The sequence below is a fragment of the Halomonas sediminis genome (assembly GCF_044871105.1).
In the GTDB taxonomy this organism is placed as follows: Bacteria; Pseudomonadota; Gammaproteobacteria; order Pseudomonadales; family Halomonadaceae; genus Vreelandella; species Vreelandella zhuhanensis.
Genome location: NZ_CP085246.1, coordinates 2,663,362 through 2,688,386 on the forward strand (window position 1 = coordinate 2,663,362; position 25,025 = coordinate 2,688,386).

Here is a 25,025-nt window from a genome sequence, read left to right on the forward strand (position 1 = left end):
ATGAATTGATGAAAACGACACAACGAGGTGGGGGTCGTTTGCCAACGTTTGCGGCAGGCTTGGCATTGCTGGCGTTACTGCTTGGCGCATTATTGGTGGCCGGGGCCGGGCCGGCCTATCGGCTGGAGCTATTCACGCTGGGAGAGGCCTTCACTACGCTGCGCTTCGGGGTTTACGTCACCATCGGCGCCGCTGCAATAGGCCTGGTCGCACTGCTTATCGCGGCGATCTCTCGCCGCAAGGCACCAGCGCTACTCAGCGGGCTCGCCATTCTCGGGGCTATCGCCCTACTGAGCGTGCCCTGGCAACACTGGCAGCGCGCCCAGGCCGTGCCGCCGATTCATGACATCACCACCGATACCCGAGACCCGCCCGCCTTCGAGGCACTGGCTCAGGCGCGGGAAGAGGCCCCCAATGCCGTGGACTACCCCGGCGAGGCCACCGCCCGTCAGCAGCGCCAGGCCTACCCGGATGTCGAGCCGTTAGTGGTGCAGGCCTCGATGGAAGCGGTACTTGCCGCCGCACAGGCGGAAATCGAAAACGCCGGTTGGGAGCTAGCCGCCGTCACCGACGACAAGATCGAAGCCACCGCCACCACTGCCTGGTTCGGCTTTCAAGACGATGTGGTCATACGCCTGACCCAAACCGACGACGGGGTACGTGTCGACATGCGATCCGCCTCGCGTATCGGTCGTAGCGATGTGGGAACCAACGCCGCGCGTATCAAGACATTTCTGGAGAGACTGGAAGAGCGGCTAGCGTGAAAAAATCGAGTTAGTCCCACCGTCATGAATGGCCGTCCTGTGGGAATATTAAAAAATCGGCTGGAATAAATATGGGTTAATTTTCCGTGCCCTCCGATCTTGCTATCTTGAACGCCTGCTTGAAAGACAGGAGGTCACATGCTCAATAATTCCAGGAAAGTGAGCTGCTCAAACTGTGGCGAAGAAAATGCTTGGAAGGGAACACCTCGCCCTGAAGACAAACTTTTTTGCCAACACTGTGAATCATTTATAATGACTTACGAAGACTATATTTATAATGTGATCCAGAAAGAGGTTCAGCGGTTGATTGACGAACATTTTGACCCCAACCCTGCCAATGACCATAATCGATTGATAAAAACTCTGGAAAATACGCAACCGCCCACAGCCAGAAGAATCAACTTTTTTGAATAGATTAATTACATAATGGTCGTTTCCAGTCGGCGGCCATTGCTCTTTTCAAATATCCTTTTCCAAACTGGGGTCGGCACGCTCCAGATGAAGGTAAAGCCCATCAAAATCCGCACATTCTTTCATGCCTTTCCAGTCGATTATGTGAAACTTTTTACACTTGAAAGTAATTAGTCCTTCTTTAAGAAGCCTCTGCATTACCCTGTTGGTATGTACTTGCGTGATGCCTATGGCCTCGCCAAGTTGCGCCTGTGTCAAAGGTAATTCAAAAAGATGGTCCTCCGTCAAACCAGCAGCGCGCGCACGTATAAGGAGTTCACAGAGCAAATGCGCCAGGCGTTGCTCGGAGGAGCGCAGCCCCAGATTGACCAGCCATTCCTGAAGAATTGATACATCGATCAATGATGTCCAATTCAGGGATTGAGCAAGATGCGGATGATTTTCATAGATATTATAAATTTCATGATGGGGTATAAAACCGATCTTTGAAGGAACGAGAGCGGAAATAGTATGATCAATCTTGTTGGCCAATGTCGTATGGAGGTTGCAGAAATCCCCTGGAAGCTGGTAATTGAGCACCTGCTTTTTTCCAGCATGATTATTTCTGAAGCGACTCACCCACCCTTCCATCACAAGATAAACGTACTTGGGGGATTCGCCTTGCCGGATAATGTCTTCACCTCTAGCAAAAAACTTCTCCTTAACCACTGCATCTTCAAGAACTTTAACTTCTTCAGAAGTATGCTCTTGAAAATTTTGTAGTTTATTAACAAGACATTTTATATTTTTAATAAAGTCCTCACTTAATAATCTAATAACCCAATAACCCAATAACCTAATAAAAAATCCTAACTCAAATTAGGATAGTAGGCAATTGGATGCTTCGCATAATTACAAAAATAAAAAATAGCCCAACCTTTACAAAGGCTGGGCTACCACCTCGTCGCTCTTCCGTGCGGTGCCGTCCTGGCGTGTCTTCCGTGCGGTGTCGTCCTGGCGTGTCTTCCGTGCGGTGTCGTCCTGGCGTGTCTTCCGTGCGGTGCCGTCCTGGCGTGTCTTCCGTGCGGTGCCGTCCTGGCGTGTCTTCCGTGCGGTGTCGTCCTGGCGTGTCTTCCGTGGCAGCCGTCCTTGGCTTGTTCCGATGTTGCTGCTCCTTGGAAATTAGTATCCCAAGCTACCGAACACCCTCACATTAACTTTAATCAATTTCTGAACGATAATTTTCTTGCAATGCGCAGATCAGCTAAATATTGAAATCACCCAGGGAATACTTTCAGGCACCCTTCCCCTCATCACCCAAGGTGAAATTGGGTGGATCACTGGCAGGAAAGGACTCTTCACTGGCTTCGTCCAGTTCACGCTCCCTTCGGCGTGCCGCAGGTTCATCTGCGGGGAGCTCGGTATAATCACCTTCCAATACCCAGCGGTCTCCGCTAAATTTCAGGGCATGCTTGGGTACCCAGAAGCGGCTGTCGCTGGTGGTAAGAATGCCTACCTCGTCGGTGCTTTCATCGAACACTTTGCCAATATGCTTGCCTGTGTCGGCAAAAACAGGGGCATCGTAAAGCGAATCTTTGGTCATGAGCGCTCTCCTTTTGCTCTTCGAACAGGACATAAGAATTTCTTTTCGCGCGCTCATCAAGCGTCGTCGCACACCCGAAAGTCGTCAAGGCGATGTGTTAGCCTTGAGTAAAGCCATAGAGCAATGACCACGAGGTAAACCATGCTTAGCATCTCCAATACGGTGGAACTGGCCGATTGGGAAATCGACATCAGTCAGATTCGCGCTCAGGGGGCAGGCGGGCAGAATGTCAATAAGGTCGCCTCTGCCGTGCATCTGCGTTTCGATATCACGCATTCCAGTCTGCCGCCTTTCTACAAGGAGCGCTTGATGGCATTTTCCGATCAGCGCATCAGCAAGGAAGGCATTATCGTGATCAAGGCACAAAGCTTTCGTACGCTGGAGTTGAATAAGGAAGATGCGCTGGCACGGCTCAAGGAGCTCATCCAGAGCGCTGTGAAAGAGCAGAAAGTCAGACGTCCCACGAAACCCACCAAGGGCTCTCAACGCCGACGCGTGGACAAGAAAACCCAAAAGGGAAAAACCAAGGCATTACGCGGCAAGGTATCCTCTTGAGCAAATTCTTGGGTCTTAAACAGCAAAACGCCCGAGACGCTTACCACGTATCGGGCGTTTTTAATTGGTTCATTGTCAGAACTTTCGGGCTAGTTTTTGGTTTTGTGTCGGCTGCTGAGAATATGGTGAAGGCTATTACACTCCCGCACCATGGGATCTTCAAAGTTGACTCGAATTTCCGAGCGCGCCAATACATGACTTTTACCGGTAATGGTATTTTCCACCACGGCATGGCTGTTTTCTTCGTGCACGGCCACAAATTCCCCGATAAAACCGGTATCCCTCAGGGACACGGTTTCAAGCTTGTCCCCCGGTTGAATCAGCCCTTGATAGTTCATCAAGGCCAGGCGCGCTGAGGTACCGGTACCCGTGGTACTGCGACATATCACCCCCGGATGAACGTAAGTAGCTGAACGCGAACGATAAAAGCCTTGTCCCACTTGTGCAAGCGGTCCCATGAAATGCAGAAACGGCAAGGGCCCGACATCGCCTAATGTGTAGTGAGAAAACCCGCTTCTGGCCTGAATCGCTTCCACGATCGCATAGGCACACTCCGCCAGGCGATGCTCTTCTTCTCGGATCAGGGAAAAACCTAGTTGAGTGGCATCCACCATGGCGTAGAATCCACCGCTGTAGGCGATGCTGTAGGTTACCTCACCAATCGAGGGCACATGAATGGTGGTCTGATAAGTGTCAATGTAACTAGGTAAACCGCCACAGGTGATGGTCTCGACCACTCCGTCTTCGATATGCGCCTCGATATGCACCAGGCCGGCCGGGGATTCCAGCATGAACTGCTGGTTGCCTTCCTGTTTTGCAATCATGCCGCTCTCCAGCAAGGCCGTAGCGGTGCAGATGGTATTGGAGCCGGAGTAGATCGGATATCCCATCACTTCCATAATGATATAGCCCGCCTGAGCATCCGGATGCGTGGCGGGAACGATCAGGTCCACCGACATCTCGGGAAGCCCGTAGGGCTCATTGAGTAATAATTTGCGCAGGCCATCGGCGTCATCGCGCAGGTATTCCATCTGTTCGCGCACCGTGGCACCGGGCAGAGGGTCGATACCTCCGGTGACGATACGGCTGACGTCGCCGCCTGCATGGGTTTCCATCACCTGGAGGATCAGCTCGTTGCGCATCAAGTTATCTTCTGCCTTCATTGCCTGGTCTCCAGCGCGAAAGGTGCACCCCGGGTTTGCCATTGAGCATCGGGAACAATCACGATCTTGCCAAGGTAATCATTGCCACGATTGACGAAGTAGGTTTCGGCTTCATGCAGTTCGGAAAGCTTGAACGCGGCATGCAGCACCGGCTTCAACTGACCACTACGAATCCAGGCGACTAATTGTTGAGCCTCTTCACGGGTACCGTGGGAGACCCCGAAAATTTGCACTTGATAGAGGTAAATTCGAGTCCACAGTATCTCGCTGACATTGCCTCCGCTCGCTCCGGCAATGCTCAGGCGCGGGTAAGTCGTGCGCTGCTTCATGTCGAATATCATGGCGTCGATGAAACGGTCGGTCATTTCGCCGCCGACCAGATCCATTACCGCATCGAGGGGTCGATCATCGGTCAGTGCGCGAACCTTATCGGTGAAATTAGCCATGTCCGAACGATCGATGACAGCCTGCGCACCCAAGGCCAGCAGTGCGTCGGCCTTTTCCTGCTGGCTCAAGGCGTAAGGAATCGCGCCCATCACCCGGCATAGCTGTATCAAGGCCGTGCCTACCCCACCGCTGGCCCCGGTCACCAAGACGCGCTCACCCGCCTTCACACCTGCCGCATTGAGCATGTGCAGGGCGGTCTGGTATGAGCACATTCCCATGGCGGCGAGTTCGGCATCGGCCAGCTCCGGGTTATCCACGCGATGAAACTGATCCGAGGGCACGGCGATATATTCGGCAAAGCCGCCATCGGCACCATGGCCGTAGTAATCCGGAATCAAGTTGATGTCGCGACGCTCGTCGGGGTAGAGGTTGAAGTCGAGAAGCCCCCGCTCACCGATCCGCGCGGTATCGACATCTTCGCCGACTGCCACTACATGCCCGACCACATCGGCTCCTTGAATGCGCGGGAAGGTAAGCGTCGCGGAACCGCCCATCTGAAAGGACGTCACTTCGCCTTTATCCTTGGTGGGATAAAGCCCTTCACGCGCCTTGCGGTCGGTGTTGTTTTTCGCCGTAGCCGTGACGCGTACCAATACTTCGCCTTTTTCAGGGGCGGGCGTAGGTACATCTTCACGGTACTTGAGCTTGTCGATGCCACCATGCCCAGTCAGTAGCATTGCCGCCATGCGGGTGGGTATTTCCAATGAATCATTCTCCAGAGAGCTATCGGGCTTCATGGAATGTCTCCTCGCGTTGGGCACTGATTCAAACCACGACCATAGTTGCCTCTGCCGGGAGAAATCAAGAAGCTCGTAGCATATCGCTACTCCCACCCAACAATTTTTCCAGGCATGCCACTGCTGAAAAGTCATAGGAAATAATAAACGATGGAACCCAATGTCACTGCCATGAAGGCGAAAGCCAACAACGCAAGCAGACCGTCCCTTGCCATCAAGGATAGACCAAACAAGGTAAGCGCTAACCCCGCGCCATTGGCAGTAAACGGTACCACCTCCATCGGAGGCATTGCCAGGGCGATGAAAATACAGGCCACGGCAATCGCATAGGCACCCATTCCTTTAGTGAACACCGTCAAACGAGGGCGAAGAAAGCCATCAAGAAACCTTGCCGACGGTCGCATCAACTTGATTGCCTTGTGGAGTTTCTGCTTTTCAACGGAGCGGTCCAGCAACAAATTCGGTAGCCAGAAATAACGCCGCCCCAACACCAACTGGCCCGCCACGATAAATACCATCGCTGCCATCACGGTAGGCACCCCGGGTATATCGCCCACCACAGGCAACAGGGTAATAATCCCGGGAAACAGCAGAAGCGGACCGAACGACCGACGGCCTATAGAGGAAACCACATCTCTAATTGTGACTATTTTATCTCGGTTTTCCTCGGCTTCGCTGAGTCGATCCAGCATCTGCTCCAAATCAGCGGGTTCGTTCGGACTATCCATCTAAAGATTCCTCTTTGCCTGAATGCATTAAGTTTGCATAGGCCAGGCTCTGCTGGAAACCTCAGTGACCTCATTTTATTGCTACATGCATTGCATCATGTACGAGTCTGAAAGATAGCGCTACATTGACGACTGCCCCTACCTGCCTATTCTGGAGTCGCCGCCATGTACGTTGATTACTTCTCTCTCCCGTTTGAATCGCCTATCGGTCTGCTGCAACTGCGCGCCACCGACCAAGACATCACCCATATCGTTTATATGGAAGAGACTACCGACAGTGAGTTTGAGCCCATTCGCGGCCACCCATTAATCGAATGCTGCAAGACACAACTGGAAGAATATTTCGCTGGGAGACGTCAACGCTTCGACATACCCTTGGCGGCTGTCGGCACGCCTTTTCAACAGCGGGTATGGGCGCAGCTGAGTGCCATTCCCTATGGCACCACCTGCAGTTATTCAGCGATTGCCGCACGCCTGCAGCAGCCCACCGCAGCTCGCGCCGTCGGCATGGCAAATAGCCGCAATCCCATTGCGATCGTCGTCCCTTGTCATCGCGTTATTGGTGGCAACGGGAGCTTGACCGGTTATGCAGGTGGGCTCCCTCGCAAACAGTGGTTGCTTCACCATGAAGCATAATAATGAACTTGCGCCGACCAAACACTTAATCTCCTTTATAACCCAAGCACCCTGTCCCGCAATCTTCCATAGTAGGGCTGAGGTATTGACAGAGACGCCAATGTCATCCACTGACGAGGGCGCATACTTAATAGCATTAATGAACACATATCCTTCTTAATTGACCTCCCAACTCTCTTCTTCTCCACTGCCCAAGCAAGTATCTTACGATTTATTGAAGCCCTTAAATAATGCCTTTCAAGCCAAGACAGACCAACCTCACACTCCTTCTTCAAATCGAAGCAAGGATGAATATGAACCACATTGCTCTTGTTGCTTACAACACCGCTATTATGAAGCAACCACATACTCGTAACTGTGGGGTCGTAGTGAACCATCTGGAGGTTGCATATCGCTTTCAACCAAAAATATACATCTCCGGCACGCTGATAACGCTCAACAGGAAACCCTCCCAGGTCGATGAACCTATCACGACGTATGCATGCACCGTTCATGTGAATAAAATCAGAGCGAGAAAACGCAGCTAGAGCTTCCTGACGACTCAGGACACCGCTTTTCAAGGAGTCACTTCGTGGTACTAATCTATCACCCTTCATCTTTTGAAAGGCGTTGACAAAAAGCTCAGTGGATGGGTTGTCCGAAATGGCATTAGCAAACCTCGAAAGATGATCGTAAACAAGCAAATCATCAGCATCAAAAAAAACCAACCACTTGGATGTTGCCTGCTGTGCACCATAATTCCGCGCAGCGTAGCCGCCAGGACCCGGTTTATCTCGCTGATATAATCGCAGTCTTCCCTTGCGCTCCTCTTGCAACAAGAGCTGAAGAGATCCATCCGTTGATGCATCATCAACTACAATGATCTCAAAATTTCTAAAGGTCTGATTATATAGACACTCAAGCGAGTCCAACAAAGTCGAAACCTTGTTATGTACTGGCACTATCACCGAAAATAAATGCATGAACCCTCCTTATTCATCCGATTAAATTGCTCTTAGAAAAAACTGGTAACATTTCAGAAAGGCCCACACTGATAAATTCTTAATGGCACACATTGACTGTCAACCGGATAATTCATGTATTCAACAGCAGGTGAAAAAAAGAAACCTTCGGCTAACCCTATTGTAACGATACTGGCTTTCTTTAACCGCCCCCTGCGCAAAAGCTTGAATATCATAAATAGATCTAAACACATGATCATTAGTAGCTTATGAGTAGTGCGATATTTCCTGGTGACAAATATTCTGTTCCTTATCAAGTATTTATGATATTTAAGGCGTGCTTCACTGCTTTCAGAAATTATATTCAGCACTCCTTTCTCTTGTCGTAAATGCATCACCCTGCTGGCACCGACAACAAACCCGGGAACATCTTTCGTTATTCTTAATGTATACTCGGTATCTTCACCCCAGATAAACATGGCGGAAATAGGCAAACCATACTTTTCCAAGGTGCCGCGAGGGACAAGAATAGATACAAAAGTTGCACGATCGACGGCGACCACACCATATTGAACAAACTTTGGCCAATCCTGGTAACCAATGTGATTCTTTGTTTTGTCAATGGACGGTGAGTTGGTTACATAACCATTTTCCGTGAAAGCAGTGGAGATCAGATATGCTCTATCAATGCCATTCTTATCGAGTGTACTGTCTGCCTCAGTCAGCCTTTGCAGGGCATACGGCTCCGGAATGACATCATCATCCATCATCCAGACAAAATCGGCACCTTCCTGATAAGCAATACGAAACCCGGCATTGAACCCACCAGCGGCACCTACATTATTCGAAAGCAAATACACCTTGAGATTAGGATAGTCCAATTCACTCAGCATCTTTTGTGTATCATCATTACTGGCATTGTCAACGACAATCACCTGATCACAAGAGCGTGTTTGTGAATAAATGGCACCTAGACATTGTTGGAGCAAATCCTGTCGATTGTAGGTGAGTACCACCGCGATCACCTTGCTCATAGCGCCTCCTGCCAAAATGTGTCCTTGAAAGAATTCAGCCGTTTGTCGAATACCACATCAAAACAGGGTCTCGGCACGCTCGAATATCAAGGGTCAAGTCGAGTCTTTCTCTAAAATGATTCCAGATACGCTATCGCCCCGGAATGCATAGGCATGTTTCTGAGGCCTTACAATCGAACGAAGCCGATTGACACATTCAGCTAGACAACTATGAAACTGAATGAGCCCGCCAGAGGCGAGCTCATTCAGTCACTCGGTGACAGACAGATACGCAGCTTCTAACCGGAAGTCAGTCCGCATACTTTTTCTTCGCAATCAGTAATTCATTATTGGAGTCCACCCAACCCGCCACGACCATCTCGTTCAACAAATGGCCAACGAGAATCTTGGAACCGAGATTATTCAAGTGAAAACTGTCGTAATAAAGCAGCTTTCCATCAAGCTCCGCAGTGCAGCGGTCAGGGATGAAAGTATTGCAGAACACCGACTCCGGTTTGACTCTCACGAGGTTCTTGTGATCCTCCAACTGGTCGAAGTGATGGTAAGTCGATGCCACCCTTTCGACAAAAACGTCATGGCTCGTGCTCAGTGGTTCTGTCCTCTCGATGCCGTACATAACTTCCTTGGCAAGGTGAATCGGCACATTCCAGCCCACTTCGGGAATCGGATAGACAAGCATCACTTTCTTTCCTGCCTCAAGGAGTGAGCGCACGGTGTCACGCATCAGCTGCCCCATGATCTCTACCCTATCGTCATCACCCATGGAGTTCTTCAAGGGTATCGCATACAGCTCATGGCCAGCTTCTACCCCCCCCTCGCGATTGTCGAACCTCTTGCCCTCGAACTGGAGAGGGTAGCGCGCCGACATCACAACGATCTCGATTTCCTCGTGATCGATCAGGAAATCGATGGCTTCTTCGTTGTATCGCGTGCACCCATCCATGCCATCACTCCTTCTGTAACCCACGATCGGCAAGCAGTTGGTATGCACCAGCTGCTTGATGCCATGCCCCTGGATCTCCAGTCTTCGTTCCAGGTTCTTCACGAGCGTACCCGCCTGACTATCCCCCCAGAGCGCCAATAGGCGCGGTTTCTCGCCATTGAAAACACATGAGGATTCCGGGGACACATAGTGCCCCGGAAGCACCTGGCACTCACTGACCCTGGGATCCCGGTCATCACCCATCTCGGCGAGTTGTACCGCACGTGGATCCAGCCTTCCTGGCACCCCCTGCGACACAGCCCCATAAAGCCCGAGACCGATCAGCAGAACCGACACCCCTGCCGCTCCGGCGAAGACCTGGTTGCGGCCAATGAAGGCCTTGTTCCTGAAAGGTTTTTCAACGAAACGCCAGGAAAAATAGGATAACACCAAGGTCAGGGCGCATAGCATCAGGTAATCGTTGCTCGACAGCGCCACAAGACTCCTTTCCCTGGCGAACACGAACACCGGCTGATGCCACAGGTAAATGCTATAGCTCATCAAGCCAATACCCACGACCGGCTTCCAGCCAAGCCACCTGCCCGACCACGTATCGTTCCGGGCAAACAGGATCACCAGGCTCGTCCCCATGACAGGCATCAGCGTCCACAAGCTGGGAAAAGGGGTGTCATCATCGAACATCACCACCGAATAGAGGATCATCGCCAAGCCCGCGAAAGCCCCCAGGTCGCGAAAGGCACTTCTGAACCTTAGCTCGCGACCATGCAAGGCGATGGCAATCATCGCCCCGGCCAATAGCTCCCAGGCACGAGTGGGAAGCAAGTAAAAATTAGCCGACGGGTGCATCCGGGATCCCCATTCCGCCAGGCCAAGGCTGAGAATGAATACCAGCAACAGGGTCAGGAAGAAATGCTCTTTCCTCAACCGCCTGACGAAGAGGAGAAACAGCGGGAAGAAGACATAGAACTGCTCCTCCACAGCCAGGCTCCAGGTATGCAGTAGCGGCTTTAGTTCTGCCGGTCCGGCAAAATAATCGATCTGTTGCCAGAAGAAGATATTCGATACGAAGGTATTGACGGCAATGAGACTCTGGCTCAACTCCTTGAAGTCATCCGGCAGCATCCACATCCAGGCGAAGGGAAGGCAAATCATGGTGATGAAGAAGAGTGCCGGTAATATTCGCCTTGCTCTTTTTTCGTAGAAACGGATAAGCGAGAAATTCCCGCTGACCATTTCGTTGTAGATGATATTGGTGATCAGATACCCGCTGATGACGAAGAAGACATCGACCCCGACATAACCACCATTGAAAAACTCGAACCCTGCATGATAGAGAACTACTGGAATTACGGCGACTGCCCTGAGCCCATCGACTTCTGACCTATAAAATAATTTCATTACATGAACCTTTTATCAGAACACTTTAAAATCTGAATTCCACCATGCATCCAGCCATGTGAGGAACGCCCGTTTCTGGTTTCAAAATAAAGGTTAAATGACCGGCCAAGAGGAATCATGAAGCTCACCTGGCACGAGCCCCTGCATGCCACTAAGGGGAATACCAACGACTAGGTCGTAGCCTTTCCTCTGAAAACGAAACAAGGACGCAGCGATGTCTTCGCTCAAATCGCTATAGCGATTTGTAATTCATGGTTATTCCCCGTCTTTACCAGAGATACTAATAGAAATTAAAAAACTTAGCCGTTTAAAAGTGGTTATATTTTTCAAGCACAGCTACCTTAGCAAGCGATGCCGAATGCTCCTTGGAATGTTATTATAAACGAATCTTACAAAAGGAATGGGGAAGTAATAGAAAGGAGCCTTTAGTTGCCATAGCTTTTTCAAACTGATCTTGAACGAGTTAAATGTATATCCCAAACGATTTCCAACTTCATAGCTCTGACCATCGTGAAGTCGCTTGATAGTTAGCGGCATATCCACTCGGTAGAATATATAACCTTTCCTGAGAGCACGAATCCACAGGTCGATATCGACCTGCCGGACCAATGCTTCATCATAGCCCCCAACCTGATCAAGGAATCGCCGAGTAAACAGGACAGAGCTGTGGTTTATCGGATTATGAACATAAAATCTGTCACGCCCCATTGGTGTGACTGAGAACGTCCCCTTGGCATCCAACTCCCCTTCCCCTTCTCCATAAACAATCTGGGTCGCCGTGACGACCAGTTCCGCATCTGGAAACAGACTGACAGCAACCGTCTGCTGTTCCAATTTCTCGGGTAGCCATTTGTCGTCAGCATCAATATTGGCCAACCACCGGTGTCGAGCATGGCTGACAGCGAGGTTCAGCGCCCTCGAGCGCCCGATACCTTGCGTATTCACTAACTGAACCGGAATTGGAGCCGTACGACGTAACTTCTTGAGCACTTCCCAGGTATCATCATCGGACCCATCGTTGACCACAACGACTTCTTGTGGGGGATAGGTCTGAGAGAAAACTGAAGAAAGGCTGGACTCCAAGTATCTGGAGCCATTCTTGACAGTCATTATGGCAGAGATTTTAATCTGATCCATCAGCCACCTCCATGGCGTCAAACAAGCTTACCGATGAAAAGTCCCATGGTGACTAAATCAAACAAAATAGCAGCCATGAACAGGAAGGTTCTATCGTAATCCATTAGGTTCTTGGCACCATGCTTGGGCGCCTCCCTGTCCAGACCACAATATGGAAATATTCTCTGCTATCGCATCTTGAGATTGACTATTTTCCACATCAAGAACTTTACCTTATTCTTTATTAAACGTGTCCCAAGCTCATCGTTTGGGTTATATATGCAATTATCACTCAAGCAGAAAACAGGCTTCCTTGCTTCCTGACAAATAAGCCTTGCCTGATCAGAGCTCTCCTCGATAAACAACTCCGCCGCTGAAGCCATGAACGTCTCGACCTTGAATCTGACAAGAGAATCCATTGCCATGACATTGGTATCGTTATTGACCATGACGAGATTTCGATATGAAATTCTGTCTCTCGCCAGACAGGTTTCCACCTCATGGCGGTTTGATTCTTTCTGGCAAGTAACGATTGTATCAATGACTCTCGAGGGAATATAACGAAAGCGTATGGCAACTTTATCGCCGTTAGGCTCACCTCGGTTGATCATTCCCTCGAGGCAAATACAGGATCTATTTATGACATTATGATGGAAAATATTCCATTCGAAAGCTCTTGGATGGGGAAGAAAATCAAGAATGATGTCCACATCATTCCTGAGCGGTTTGCTTGAATAGACGGCTAGGGTCGATGCACGAGACGCTAACCAGCCGGGAAGTGCATCGATTTCACTTTTCATCGATTTACCAGTCATTATACTATCATCCACAATAAGGACTTTTTTCGCCTCCCAAGGAAAGCTCAATTCTTTCCTCAGTCCTCGGGTAATCCCTCTTTTCAATGGATAGTTGTTCACCCAGGATGAGATATCCGTGCAATTCACATTCAGTGCAAGTGCAATCATGTAAGCGGGCACCATTCCACTTCTGGGGATACCGACGACCAAGTCCCAGTCACCGGAAAATTTCCCGAAATTCTTTGTAATGTCCCTGCCGAGATCGCCGTATGATTTGAACCAGATCTGCATCGAAATTTCTCCGTGATCTCACACCAAATGTATTTAGCAATAGTTACCCCGAACCCCGCTCAGGTTCATTTGATGCGGCTGCGCAGCCGATTGTAATAAGGTTGGGGCACCAACAATGAAATGGCGTGCAACCATAGCCGCATATTCATCTCTCCAAGCTTTAATGCCTCCAGGTCCAGGCGCACTGACTGGCCGAGCTGTTTTTTCTCCACCGCCCAGGAAAGCACCTTACGATTGATCGCCAGGCGCAACTGTCGGCGTTCATTGCGCGGTAATTGCGAATCGTAGTCTTTCAAAAGATCAATCCCGGGATGCAAATCGATAAGATTGCGCTTGTCGCGAGTGACATCACTGTGTTCAAGCAGGCACAAGCTGGTAATAGTGGTGTTGTAGTGAATCGCCTCCAGCTCGCACAGCGCCTTTAACCAGAAATACACATCGCCTCCGCGGCGGTAACGACCGGCTGGAAACCCATCCAACGCCAAAAACCGCTCGCGTCGGATACAGGCACCGTTCATATGAATGAAGTCAAAACGGGCAAAGGCGGTCAGGGCTTCCAGGCGATTCAGCCGGTTAACGGGGACCCCTTCGATACGCGGCAAGCGTCGCTGACCCTTCATCTTCTGATAGGCGTTGATGAATAGTTCGATATCCGGGTAATGAGCGATGGCATCGGCGAAGCACGACAAGTGATCGAATAGCAAAATGCCATCGGCATCGAAGAACACCAGCCACTCTGCGGAGGATTTATCGGCACCGAAATTGCGCGCGGCGTAGCCTCCCGGTGTCGGCGGACTACGCTGAAAAAGCTTCAATAAGCCGGCCTGTTCGTGCTCACGCAATACGTCAAGGGAACCATCGGTGGAACCGTCGTCCACGGCGATCACTTCAAAGTCCCGGAATGTCTGGCGATACACACATTCCAAAGAATCAGATAAGGTCGCCACCTTGTTATAGACCGGTATGACCACCGAAAAAAAAGCCATATCAGTAGGTTTCCTTTATTGTTATAAGGACAATGTTATAAGGACAATAATGCCAAGGGGCGTAATGCATGGTTTGCTACATCAGCTTGGCAAGCATGCTAAATGGCACAGAGCAGTTTCATGAAGCACGCGAGGCCGCACTGAGAGTGGGCCGTTTGAGTGGGTCTTGCAGGGTGTCGTTAAAGGCCGGGCTCTCTATTCCCATCGCTTCCAGCATCACTGCATTGACCTTATGGACGTCGTACCTGTCTTGAGCAATCTCGTGGGAGCGCCGCCCCATGGTTTGCACCAGAGCGGGATGATCGATGAAATGCTGCATGGCCTCGACAAGTGCATCGACGTCTTTTACCGGTATCAAGTAGCCGTTATCGCCTTCAATAACGGTTTCACGGCAGCCTGGGGCATCGGTGGTTATCACCGCACGTCCCATGGCCATAGCTTCCAATACCGAGCGTGGTGTGCCTTCCCGGTAATAGCTGGGCAGCACATAGACACTGCAGTCGGCAATTGCTGGGCGCACGTCGCTCAGCCAACCCAACTGTGCGATGGTGCCTTCCTCCACCCAGGTATCCAGCTCATCCTGGGTAATGCTGTCAGGATTGCTGTCGACGCCACCGGCCAGCTGAAACACCATTTCAGGGTGCTGCTGCTTGATGCGTCGTGCAGCGTTTGCGTACTGACGCACGCCCTTGTCGCCCAGCAAACGAGCGATCAGCAAGAAACGCGGTGGGCCTTCCGGCAAGGGAGCCACCGCGAAATGGGTCATGTCCACCCCTGAGCCATTGAGAACCTGCGAAGGCACACGCTTGGAAAGTATTCCCAGCTCACGAAACAATGCTTCATCATCGGGGTTCTGAAAAAATACCCTGTCCGCCCTATTCAGGGCCGCCGCATACAGCCTGCGCACCACCTGAAACACCAGGGCACGCTTACCGCGAGCCTCTCCTGCAAAGGCATATCCCAGGCCGGTGATCAATGCGTAACGCTTGGGAACCTTGGCCAGCCAAGCCGCCAATAGCCCATAGACGACCGGCTTGATGGTGTACCCTAGAACGGCTTCCGGGCGAATGCTGCGCATCAAGCGGTACAGTGCTTGCAGCGTCACAAGATCGCGCCAGGGGTTCAGGCCCGTGCGTTGCATGGGGATATCGTGAGTCACTACCCCCCAGTCCTCGAGTTTCCGGCGAGTCGTTGGGGCATCACCGAGCCCGGGAGCCGCCGCGTGCACTTCCAGTCCTGCCTTGATCAGTGCCTGCACCAGCGGCCCCCGAAAATTGACCAGGGAATTACTTGAACCGGACACCAGCAGAAAGCGGCGATTCGATGTGGCAACCTTAGGATTCATGAGAACTCCTCGACGGAACACCAGGCAGCACCTGAGCCTTGCGCTTTTCACCTGGCGTTGAATATGTGTGTGTCTAAGGGGATGCACCGGATATGAATGGCCTTGAGCGATCAGTCGGCCGGAAAAGTGTCGCTACGGAAAAAAGCTGCTAGGCACTTTCCTTCATGACGTCTTTCAGCACCTGACAGGTCTTATCGATCTCGTCTCGAGTAAGCGTGGGATGACACAAGAACATCAGGCTGGTTTGACCAAGCTCGCGTGCCACAGGCAGCCGAATTTCCGGTTGCCAGCCGGTGTCCTCGAAGGCCTTTTCGAGATACACCTCGGAACAGGCTCCCGAGAGACAGGGCACACCGCGCTTGTTGATCTCATCCAGAATCCGGTCGCGATTCCAGCCTGACTTAAGCCGTTGCGGCTCGATGAATACATAACATTTATAGGCAGCATGCTCGGAGCCCTCGCTTAGGCTGCCGGATGCTTCGCCGGAAGAAAAAACCGGCACCCGTAAGCCAGGACACTCGACCGCCGTTCGCCAGATGTCTTGCGCATTGGCTTGACGCACAGCGCTCCATTCGGGCATGCGCGCAAGCTGGATGCGCCCGATGGCGGCCTGCATTTCCGTCATCCGCCAGTTGGTGCCGAAGCTTTCGTGCAGCCAGCGGAAGCCCGATGGATGCTCACGCTCGTAGACCGCCTCCCAGCTCTTGCCGTGGTCCTTGTAGGCCCACATGCGCCGCCACAGCGTCTCATCATTGGTGGTGACCATGCCGCCTTCGCCGCCGGTGGACATGATCTTGTCCTGGCAGAACGACCAGCAGCCCACATGGCCGATGCTGCCCACGCTGCGTCCGCGGTAGCGGGCGCCATGGGCCTGGGCGCAATCCTCGATCACGCAAAGACTGTGCTGTTCGGCCAGCGTCATCAGCTTATCCATCTCGCAGGGCCAGCCGGCCAGATGCACCGCAATGATCGCGCGGGTCTTGGGGGTGATCTTTTTCGCCACCGTAGCCGCGGTGATGTTCTGGGAGTCGCGATCCACATCGGCAAATACCGGCACCGCACCGGCGGTGACGATACTGGAGACCGAGGCCAGGAAAGTGCGTGAGGTGACGATCACCTCATCGCGTCCCCGACCCTCGCCTTCACCGATGCCCAGCCCCTTCAGCGCCAGATCCAGCGCCGTGGTGCCGTTGGAAACGGCAATTGCATGGTCGCTTTCGGAAAACTGCGCGAATTCGCGCTCGAACTGGCGGCCTTCCTGGCCGGTCCAGTAGTTCACCTGGTTGGAAAGCAGCACACGCTGCACTGCCTGGGTCTCTTCTTCGGTAAAGGAAGGCCAGGGGGAAAAAGGTCCATTAATCATCAGAGATTACAAGCCATAAAGTTGATAGAAAATCACATGTAATAAAGCTGATAGAAAGTTACATGTAATAACGGCTTTGCTACACAGGAACCTCAACCAAGGTATCAAACTTGGCAAACGCCTTACCCAGCTGGTAATTGTATGGAATTAGCCCCCGACCTTGATAATCATCAATCAACATCTGAACATGATTCGCGCCTGCCATGTGAGTAAATGGATAGCCACCACCGAATCTTGGATTAAGTTCAAGAAGATAAAACCTTCCATCTCTCTCAAAGAAATCACAATCCATATTTCCTCGATGAGGCAATACAGAAACAAGTTTCTCGACAATACTCGAAAAAGGATCAGGAGAAACAGTCACGGATTTATCCGTTTCACCGGCACGCATGCAAGTTTTTCTTTTTACTGAAAATCCAATAAAGTTCTCGTTTTTTCCATAGAGAACATCCACGCCGAACTCAGATCCTACTATGACTTCCTGAATGATTACTGCATTCTCAGTACCCAGTGAGGCCAAGGCACTTTTGGCAACCGCATACCTGCATGCCTGAAAAGTTGCTTCCAAATCATCTTCTGATTCCACAAAAAACAAGCCAATAGAGGCGCTTCCCCACCGGGGTTTTACAATCAAAGGAAACCTTACTTTACCTAATTTGAGGGCTCTCAGAGCGTTGTCAATTGAAATAAAAGTTTCAGGCGTATCAATACCGAGCTCTCTCGCAAACTGATAGGTATACCACTTATCAGAACATGTCTGATAAGTCTCAACCGGTGGAACATAAACCGTAGCCCCCGTTTCCCGTTCAAACTGATCTCGATTTTCAGCCAGCAGCCCGATCTCAAGATCATTGAGAGAAAAAACCATATCAACTTTTTCTTTAACAACCACTTCTTTCAAGGCGTCAAGATAATTTTCCGCAAACACTCCAGGGAGCTGATGGGCGACATCGCATGCTTGCAATGCTGGGGCAGACAAATCCATATCCGTACCCACTAAACGACCAGTCTGGCCAAGGGCCTGATTAAAATAAGAGGCGAGGTAGTGGCGCCGACCGGCGCATGCGAGAAGTACATTCAGCATCGTTATTCCTTAGCAATCAATGATCGGCATAAAGCCCGCTAACTTCCCACTCTTCCCTTAAAATCGATAGCACGTATTGGTCCTTCAATTCACCGTGAGACCAAATATCTTTTCTTAAGAGCCCTTCCGTTCTCCATCCCAGAGCGGCTGTAGCTTTAACAGCCCGCTCATTCTCAGCCAACTGATAAAGATAGACTCGCTCTAAGCCGAGCTCAGCGAAGCCATAATTCACCAGTAGCTTGTAGCCATCCCTGCCAAACCCTTTTCCCCAGCAATTTTTATCCCCTACAAAAATGTAGAGTTCAGCTTTTCCGGCTTTGATATTGAGATTAATAAATCCGCCAAAGCCAATAACCGCCGAGTCTTCATTTCGGATAAACGCGAAATCTATACGATTTGTCGCGAGCACATTCTTTGAAAACCAAGCCTCTGTTTTTGCCAACGAGGTTGGGTAATCGAAATTCAAAGTTTCTTGAACATTGGGATCATTCAGAAATTCAACACGCTTTTTCAGATGATCCCGCTCAAGAAGTTTCAGCGATATTCGTTTACCCTGAAGTTGAAAACCAGCCATCAGCGACCTCAAAAAATTATGAATTCATGGAAGTCAAATTCAAAAGACCACCCGTATGCCAAAAAACAACATGACTACCAGGCGCAATCTCCCCAGCCTTCACAAGCTGAGCCAGACCAAACATTGCCTTGCCCGTGTATGTCAGATCTAACGGAATTCCCTCAGCCCGGATCACAGACTGCACAAACGCCATTAACTCCGGGCCATACTGCTCATACCCCCCAAACCGGTATTCATCCCGGAAATCTACTCGCTCTTCGGAAACCCCTGCGGGTAACAGTTTGACAACCTCTTCAATGCCACGCTGCTTCATCCGGGCAACTGAGATACCAACAACAGCCGTGTTCCAGCCTTGCTGTTCCACACCTGCGAGTAAGCCTGCCTGAGTTCCACCTGTGCCAGATGCATGGATGATGTAATCCGGGGCTACCGGTAGTTCCGCTACAGCTTCAGCGTAAGCCTCTACACCTTCCGCCGCGTGCCCGCCGCCGGGAATCACACAAACCGACTGTCCTTTTTCAACGCAGCCTTGCTCCAGGCGTTCGATCGTCGGGCCAATCTCCTGACTAGTAACGTAGTGGGCAATAGCCCCCGCACTGCGATAGAAAAACGAATTGCCCACGGTGCTCGTTTCTGGTTCCTGACCATGCAGCACAAGATGCACCTGACAACCGAGCTGTGCGCCCATTAATGCAACAACTCGTGCATGGTTGGATTCGACACCGCCATTGGTGATTATTACCTTGGGAACCCCAAAATTTAAAATATATGACTGAAGAATCGCAAATGTTTTGCGGACTTTATTGCCGCCAATGTACTGCGGAATAAGATCGTCACGCTTCGCCCAAAGGTCAATTTTCCAGACACCTGACAAACGTTTAAGTTGGTGTAAAGGTGATGGATACGTTGGTGTGGCAATCATATACAACTCAACTCTTTAAAAATTTGGAAATTACCACAACCATTATTATTTCTGAAAACAAGCGCCAAGCACTCAGGCCCGCTCTTGAATTTCAAGCAACAAAACAACTACCTTGAAGGCGCCAAAAATAAATAAAGTCAAACTTAACCCTCAAGAGCCAGCAGATATTTTTGGGTAGTTTCATAAACTCCCCAGCGCATAAGGTCATTTGGAGCTCCAGGGTTTCCAATCAAGGTCGGCTTAGAACTTGGAAAAACTTTCGGGAACTTCAACACCTCAAACACTTTATTAGCGTATAGGTATTTATTACTCCAAAAAAATAAAATATATATATATATTTTATTTAAACCAAGACTACCTTTCCCGTATTCCAAAATAAATTTATTGAAACTTTTCACTGATGCAGGGCTCATTCTTTTTTTGATCCGTCTAACACTGTCATATCGATAATTAAACCCAGCACCGTTCTTTTTCATGCCAAATAAATGTCTCGAAACCCCTTTTTCTTCAAGGATTTTTCTAGGAATTGGGCGATCATAATTACCACCGACTGAAAATGGGCGAAGCTCCTCACTATTACTAATCCTGGAAATGCTAGGCCAGCTAAGCGCGCCAAAAAGAGGGAGTGGTATCAAAATATAACCAACTCGAAGGCGATTCTCTATCATAGAAGTCCCAGCGAAAACTTCATCAGCAACTCGCATTTCGTCATTCACATCATTCCAATTCTTGTCCCAAAGCTTGTCACCTCTCTCACCCATAAATACAGCTTTTCCGGCCCAAAGATCTTCAAATGCTGAAAAAACGATGCCTGTACCAAGCTCACCTGATGATAGAAATTCAGCTTCAATTAGATCATCTCTATTCAAGTATTCATTCGCGTCACGATATTCTACTTGACCAAAATTAAGAGCTTTTGAAATTTCACGACCATCATCTTCTCGATACTTTTTGGGCGAATTAAAAGAGCATAAAATCTCGCACCCTACTTCAGCCGCTTTTGCACTACAAGCGGCAGCATCATAGCCATTTGAAATGGTCGAACAAAAATCAAATTTATTTTTTCTTTGGGAGCTCGTTACATTAGCTTTAAACTTTTCAAGATATAAAGATAAGCTTTTATTATAGTGCTCGAAATCAGAGAAGGCCGGCGGCCTTGGGCTCTCTTTCTCAACAACATTCAGCTCACGATCAATCTTAATATTTTTTAAGTAATGTATTCCTACTTTCCCTTCTTTAGTTGGGACTTCTTTTACGTATCTATTTACACCGTTGAGTATCGACGCAAAATCACTCTCATAACCATAATAATCATTGCAAAGAGTTTGTCTCGAACAGGCCAAAATAAATGGAAAGCTATTAGAAAAATACAGCTTACCCTCTAACCTTGATGAATAAACTCTCTCTAAAGCATGTCCAGGAGTTGAAATTAATACGCCATCGTCCAAAAATTTTCCGCCGGACCCTAAAAAAAAATGAGATTTATCGAATTCCATATCACTAACGTCACCATCCCAGCCACCTTCAAAAAAACCATTGCCAAATATTTCAACAAACATGCCATGATGTAGCACTGCTTTGCCATTTTTCTCGAAAATCATACACCAAGATAAAGGCGGCAACTTTTCGGACTTTATAAAATCAATATCAAACATATTATATTTAGCCTCGAAAAATTAACAGGAATTATGAAAAGCGCTTATAAAAAATATTAGAACTAGCTTAGAAATTATCGCCCCTCCGCTCATCGCTTAATTTCTGATAAACCTCGGAAGGAATCACCACCACTCCCTCGCGCTTGATTACCTGGCAAATGGTCTTGAAGATAATCTTGATATCCAGCCACAACGTTTGCGTTTTCACGTACTGCACATCGTAAGCAAGGCGGCCATTCCAGGTGGTCGCATTACGCCCCGTAACTTGCGCCAGCCCCGTAATCCCAGGCCGAACCGTATGCCGAAGCATCTCTTCCTCGGTGTAATAGTCCATATATTCCATCAACAACGGTCGCGGCCCCACCAAACTCATATCCCCCTTCAACACATTCCAAAGCTCCGGCAGCTCATCCAGACTAGTAGAGCGCAGAAATCGACCCAACGGAGTGATCCGTTCAGAGTCAGGCAGCGGTTTACCTTCAGCGTCATAGGCGTCGCGCATGCTGCGGAACTTGACCATCTCGAAGGGCTTTCCATGCAGCCCCGGTCGCACTTGGCGGAAGAGAACCGGCGAGCCAAGCTTCAAGCGAACCATCAGCGTAACGATCAACAACAGCGGTGAAAGAAGAATCAAGCTGACAAGAGAGACTGCAATATCAAAGAGGCGCTTAATCATAAAAACTCGCAGCATTAAGGATAAAGGACTAGAAGCACTGCTATAACCTTACTCCACGAACCCCTCTTTCCCTTTAGTCACATTTTCCAGCTTTAACGACAAGTGGGCTAGTGGCGTGAGCAGAGAACTCAGTTGCGGCAGAACGGCTAATTTTCAGATAACTCCCGGCATGGTCGTCGTAAGCGTCTCGCATGGAGCAAAACTTGATAGGAAAATCAAAGGCAAGCGATCGTATTTATTTTTCCAGAAGGTAAGTAGCGTAGTTTCATTACGGCTTTATCAGTATTCTTTATCCGCTTATTACCGATGCAGGTTGATAGGAAGCGGATAATGGCAATACAGGTTTGGCTCTACCTACCGAGTAGTAAGTGAATCCTTTCGCCACCATTCGGCGCGGTTCATAAAGATTGCGCCCATCAAAGATGGTCGGTTCGGAAAGCTGGGTTTTAATCAGTTCGAAATCAGGAGCCCGGAAGTTTTGCCACTCGGTGACGATAATCAAGGCATCGGTATTCTTTAACGCTGCTTCTTTGGTGCCGCAAAGGGTCAAGTGCTCATGGCTGCCGTAGAGACGTTGAGCCTCTTCCATGGCCTCCGGGTCATAGGCCTGCACCTTGGCTCCGGCGTCCCAAAGTGCTTCCATAAGCACGCGGCTGGGAGCATCCCGCATGTCATCGGTATTGGGCTTGAACGAAAGCCCCCAGATGGCAAACGTCTTATCCTTCAGCTGTGCATTGAAGTGCTGGCTTATTTTCTGGAACAGTGTGGTTTTCTGCTCTTGGTTACGCGATTCCACTGCCTTGAGTAATTTGGCGTCAAAATTGATGGCATCCGAGGTGTGGATAAGCGCCTGCAAGTCCTTGGGGAAGCACGAACCGCCATAGCCCACACCAGGATAAATGAAGTGATAGCCAATGCGTGGGTCGGAGCCGATTCCTTGACGCACCGCTTCGATATCGGCCCCCAGGCGTTCGGCCAGGTTCGCCATCTCGTTCATGAAACTGATCTTGGTAGCCAGCATGCAGTTGGCTGCGTACTTGGTCAGTTCGGCGCTTTTTACATCCATCACAATGATCTTGTCGTGATTACGATTGAAGGGCGCATAAAGCTCACGCATGGCTTCGATAGTGGCATCACAATCGGTACCGATGATGATACGGTCGGGCCGCTGACAATCGGCGACCGCACTGCCTTCCTTGAGAAACTCCGGGTTGGACACCACGTCAAAGCCGATATCGTTGCGGCCACGCTTTTTCAATACCTTTTCTATCTCGGCACGCACCCTGTCGGCGCTGCCTACCGGCACGGTGGATTTGTTGATGATGATCTGGTCGCGCTCCATGTGCTCGCCGATGGTGGCGGCCACGGTGAGAACGTACTTGAGGTCGGCACTACCGTCTTCGTCCGGGGGGGTTCCCACGGCGATAAACTGAACTTGGCCGTGTTTGACCCCGGCGACCGCATCGGTAGTGAATTCAAGCCGACCGGCAGCGTGGTTCTCTTTTACCAGCGACTCCAGACCCGGCTCATAGATGGGAATGATGCCCAGTCCGAGTTGTACGACCTTATTATCATCCACATCGACGCAAACCACGTGATGGCCGACTTCCGCCAAGGTGGCGCCTTGAACCAGGCCCACGTAACCCGTTCCGAAAACTGTAACGTTCATTGGCTTTCCTGCTGAGAATTGGTGTGAAGAGAAGAAGAAAGAGAAAGATGTTTCACCTAAGTGAGCCAGGCATTTCACTCAAGATGGCAGTGGTTTTATTCGCCGAGGATTTAGTCGACGAACAGCTATTTAACGAGGATTTATCTAGCGAGGGGTTATCCAACGAATAGTAGTCTCGATACCATTTGACGAAGTTGGCGACGCCTTGGAGGATCGGTGTGGATGGCTTGTAACCGACCGTTTTTTCCAATTCACTTGAATCCGCATAGGTATCGGGAACGTCACCGGGTTGCAGGGGCAACAGTTCCTTGATGGCCTTCTTGCCCAAGGCTTTCTCAATGGCTTCGATATACACGCTGATCGTCACCGGATCGTTGTTGCCGATGTTGAAAAGGCGAAACGGTGCATTGCTGGTGGCCGGATCGGGGCTGTCGCTGTTCCACTCCAAAGCGGGACTCGCAATGTGGTCACTGGCGCGAATGATCCCCTCGACGATGTCGTCCACGTAGGTGAAGTCACGTGTATGGCGGCCATGATTGAAGACCTGGATGGGCTCATCGGCCAGAATGTTCTTGGTGAACTTGAAAAGCGCCATGTCCGGGCGACCCCAGGGACCGTAGACGGTGAAAAACCGCAGCCCGGTGGTTGGCAGTCTGAACAGATGACTATAACTGTGGGCCATCATCTCGTTGGCTTTCTTGGTGGCGGCGTAAAACTGCAACGGATGATTGGCCCCTTCATGCTCGGAAAACGGCATTCGCGTATTGGCGCCGTAGACACTGCTGGTGCTGGCGTAAGTCAGGTGCGCAATGTCAGCGTAGCGGCACGCCTCCAATACATTGGTAAAGCCAATCAAGTTGCTTTCCACATAGCTATGGGGATTTTCCAGCGAATAGCGCACACCGGCCTGGGCAGCCAGATGAATGACCCGGTCGAAGCGATGCTCATTGAAGCATTCCGTCACCGCCTGTTGATCGGCAAGATTGGCACGAATGGAAAGGTAGTCACTTCGCGTCTCGGCTGCTGTCTGTTCAAGAAGCTCCAGGCGCGCTTCCTTGATAGCGGGGTCGTAATAGTCATTGACGTTATCGAAGCCGACGACACTATCTCCACGCTCCAGCAACCGCCTGGCAGTGTGAAAGCCGATGAACCCGGCATGACCGGTAACTAGAATCTTCATTTAATCACTCCATGACGAGGCGATCGTG

24 protein-coding genes are annotated in these 25,025 nt (G+C 50.2%); 4 read left to right on the plus strand and 20 right to left on the minus strand.

The genetic code is table 11. The features are described 5' to 3' along the window. Positions 1-8: 8 nt before the first annotated feature. Together LG290_RS12610 and LG290_RS12615 are read left to right on the plus strand one after the other, a co-directional pair. Positions 9-764, plus strand: coding sequence for a DUF1499 domain-containing protein (locus tag LG290_RS12610; RefSeq protein WP_499835101.1), 756 nt, complete (start codon positions 9-11; stop codon positions 762-764). Positions 765-902: 138 nt separating this feature from the next. Continuing rightward, the gene (locus tag LG290_RS12615; RefSeq protein WP_499835102.1) at positions 903-1,178 is read left to right on the plus strand and encodes a hypothetical protein; all 276 of its coding nucleotides are present in this window, start codon (positions 903-905) and stop codon (positions 1,176-1,178) included. Between the two features lie 45 nt (positions 1,179-1,223). Here the strand turns inward: LG290_RS12615 and LG290_RS12620 are convergent, their stop codons facing one another. Next, entirely contained in the window at positions 1,224-2,006 is a 783-nt protein-coding gene (locus LG290_RS12620) for a Crp/Fnr family transcriptional regulator (RefSeq protein WP_499835103.1), read from the minus strand. 442 nt (positions 2,007-2,448) lie between these two features. Further along, complete coding sequence (locus LG290_RS12625) at positions 2,449-2,757, minus strand: hypothetical protein (RefSeq protein WP_499835105.1); 309 nt, start codon at positions 2,755-2,757, stop codon at positions 2,449-2,451. A gap of 141 nt (positions 2,758-2,898) precedes the next feature. Between LG290_RS12625 and arfB the strand changes: the two genes are divergently transcribed. Then, on the plus strand, positions 2,899-3,312 hold the full coding sequence (gene arfB, locus LG290_RS12630) for an alternative ribosome rescue aminoacyl-tRNA hydrolase ArfB (protein WP_499835106.1): 414 nt from the start codon (positions 2,899-2,901) through the stop codon (positions 3,310-3,312). Between the two features lie 89 nt (positions 3,313-3,401). Here the strand turns inward: arfB and LG290_RS12635 are convergent, their stop codons facing one another. From LG290_RS12635 to LG290_RS12645, 3 genes are all read right to left on the minus strand, one after another. Then, a complete protein-coding gene (locus LG290_RS12635) occupies positions 3,402-4,454 on the minus strand; it encodes a proline racemase family protein (protein ID WP_499837103.1) in 1,053 nt (350 codons plus the stop codon). Between the two features lie 17 nt (positions 4,455-4,471). After that, positions 4,472-5,659, minus strand: a complete 1,188-nt coding sequence (locus LG290_RS12640; protein ID WP_499835107.1) for a zinc-binding dehydrogenase — start codon at positions 5,657-5,659, stop codon at positions 4,472-4,474. 131 nt (positions 5,660-5,790) lie between these two features. Continuing rightward, positions 5,791-6,387 (minus strand): exopolysaccharide biosynthesis protein, encoded by a 597-nt coding sequence (locus LG290_RS12645; RefSeq protein ID WP_499835108.1) that lies wholly within the window; start codon positions 6,385-6,387, stop codon positions 5,791-5,793. A 165-nt stretch (positions 6,388-6,552) separates the two neighbouring features. Here LG290_RS12645 and LG290_RS12650 point away from each other — a divergent pair, with 165 nt between their 5' ends. Further along, positions 6,553-7,023 (plus strand): methylated-DNA--[protein]-cysteine S-methyltransferase, encoded by a 471-nt coding sequence (locus LG290_RS12650; protein WP_499835109.1) that lies wholly within the window; start codon positions 6,553-6,555, stop codon positions 7,021-7,023. 35 nt (positions 7,024-7,058) lie between these two features. Here LG290_RS12650 and LG290_RS12655 read toward each other — a convergent pair whose 3' ends face one another. The 15 genes from LG290_RS12655 to LG290_RS12725 all read right to left on the minus strand — a co-directional run bounded on the left by LG290_RS12655 (position 7,059) and on the right by LG290_RS12725 (position 24,997). Continuing rightward, entirely contained in the window at positions 7,059-7,985 is a 927-nt protein-coding gene (locus LG290_RS12655; RefSeq protein WP_499835110.1) for a glycosyltransferase family A protein, read from the minus strand. A gap of 53 nt (positions 7,986-8,038) precedes the next feature. Then, positions 8,039-8,998, minus strand: a complete 960-nt coding sequence (locus tag LG290_RS12660; RefSeq protein ID WP_499835111.1) for a glycosyltransferase family 2 protein — start codon at positions 8,996-8,998, stop codon at positions 8,039-8,041. A 289-nt stretch (positions 8,999-9,287) separates the two neighbouring features. Then, entirely contained in the window at positions 9,288-11,339 is a 2,052-nt protein-coding gene (locus LG290_RS12665) for an acyltransferase family protein (protein WP_499835112.1), read from the minus strand. Between the two features lie 336 nt (positions 11,340-11,675). Beyond that, positions 11,676-12,476, minus strand: coding sequence for a glycosyltransferase family 2 protein (locus LG290_RS12670; RefSeq protein WP_499835113.1), 801 nt, complete (start codon positions 12,474-12,476; stop codon positions 11,676-11,678). Positions 12,477-12,643: 167 nt separating this feature from the next. Then, positions 12,644-13,543 carry a phosphoribosyltransferase gene (locus LG290_RS12675; RefSeq protein WP_499835114.1) on the minus strand — a complete coding sequence of 300 codons (900 nt, stop codon included), beginning with the start codon at positions 13,541-13,543 and terminating at the stop codon, positions 12,644-12,646. A 65-nt stretch (positions 13,544-13,608) separates the two neighbouring features. Continuing rightward, on the minus strand, positions 13,609-14,529 hold the full coding sequence (locus LG290_RS12680; RefSeq protein ID WP_499835115.1) for a glycosyltransferase family 2 protein: 921 nt from the start codon (positions 14,527-14,529) through the stop codon (positions 13,609-13,611). A gap of 118 nt (positions 14,530-14,647) precedes the next feature. After that, positions 14,648-15,874, minus strand: a complete 1,227-nt coding sequence (locus LG290_RS12685; RefSeq protein ID WP_499835116.1) for a glycosyltransferase family 4 protein — start codon at positions 15,872-15,874, stop codon at positions 14,648-14,650. A gap of 148 nt (positions 15,875-16,022) precedes the next feature. Continuing rightward, on the minus strand, positions 16,023-17,237 hold the full coding sequence (locus LG290_RS12690; protein WP_499835117.1) for a DegT/DnrJ/EryC1/StrS family aminotransferase: 1,215 nt from the start codon (positions 17,235-17,237) through the stop codon (positions 16,023-16,025). A gap of 79 nt (positions 17,238-17,316) precedes the next feature. After that, the gene (locus LG290_RS12695; protein ID WP_499835118.1) at positions 17,317-18,321 is read right to left on the minus strand and encodes an ATP-grasp domain-containing protein; all 1,005 of its coding nucleotides are present in this window, start codon (positions 18,319-18,321) and stop codon (positions 17,317-17,319) included. Between the two features lie 16 nt (positions 18,322-18,337). Then, positions 18,338-18,895, minus strand: a complete 558-nt coding sequence (locus tag LG290_RS12700; RefSeq protein WP_499835119.1) for a GNAT family N-acetyltransferase — start codon at positions 18,893-18,895, stop codon at positions 18,338-18,340. Positions 18,896-18,911: 16 nt separating this feature from the next. Beyond that, positions 18,912-19,817 carry a 1-aminocyclopropane-1-carboxylate deaminase/D-cysteine desulfhydrase gene (locus LG290_RS12705; RefSeq protein ID WP_499835120.1) on the minus strand — a complete coding sequence of 302 codons (906 nt, stop codon included), beginning with the start codon at positions 19,815-19,817 and terminating at the stop codon, positions 18,912-18,914. A gap of 143 nt (positions 19,818-19,960) precedes the next feature. Continuing rightward, on the minus strand, positions 19,961-21,472 hold the full coding sequence (locus tag LG290_RS12710; protein WP_499835121.1) for a hypothetical protein: 1,512 nt from the start codon (positions 21,470-21,472) through the stop codon (positions 19,961-19,963). A 67-nt stretch (positions 21,473-21,539) separates the two neighbouring features. Then, positions 21,540-22,148 (minus strand): sugar transferase, encoded by a 609-nt coding sequence (locus tag LG290_RS12715; protein ID WP_499835122.1) that lies wholly within the window; start codon positions 22,146-22,148, stop codon positions 21,540-21,542. 289 nt (positions 22,149-22,437) lie between these two features. Beyond that, positions 22,438-23,817 (minus strand): UDP-glucose dehydrogenase family protein, encoded by a 1,380-nt coding sequence (locus LG290_RS12720; protein WP_499835123.1) that lies wholly within the window; start codon positions 23,815-23,817, stop codon positions 22,438-22,440. 52 nt (positions 23,818-23,869) lie between these two features. Beyond that, positions 23,870-24,997: an NAD-dependent epimerase gene (locus LG290_RS12725; protein ID WP_499835124.1), complete on the minus strand. Its 1,128-nt coding sequence runs from the start codon at positions 24,995-24,997 to the stop codon at positions 23,870-23,872. Positions 24,998-25,025: the final 28 nt, after the last annotated feature.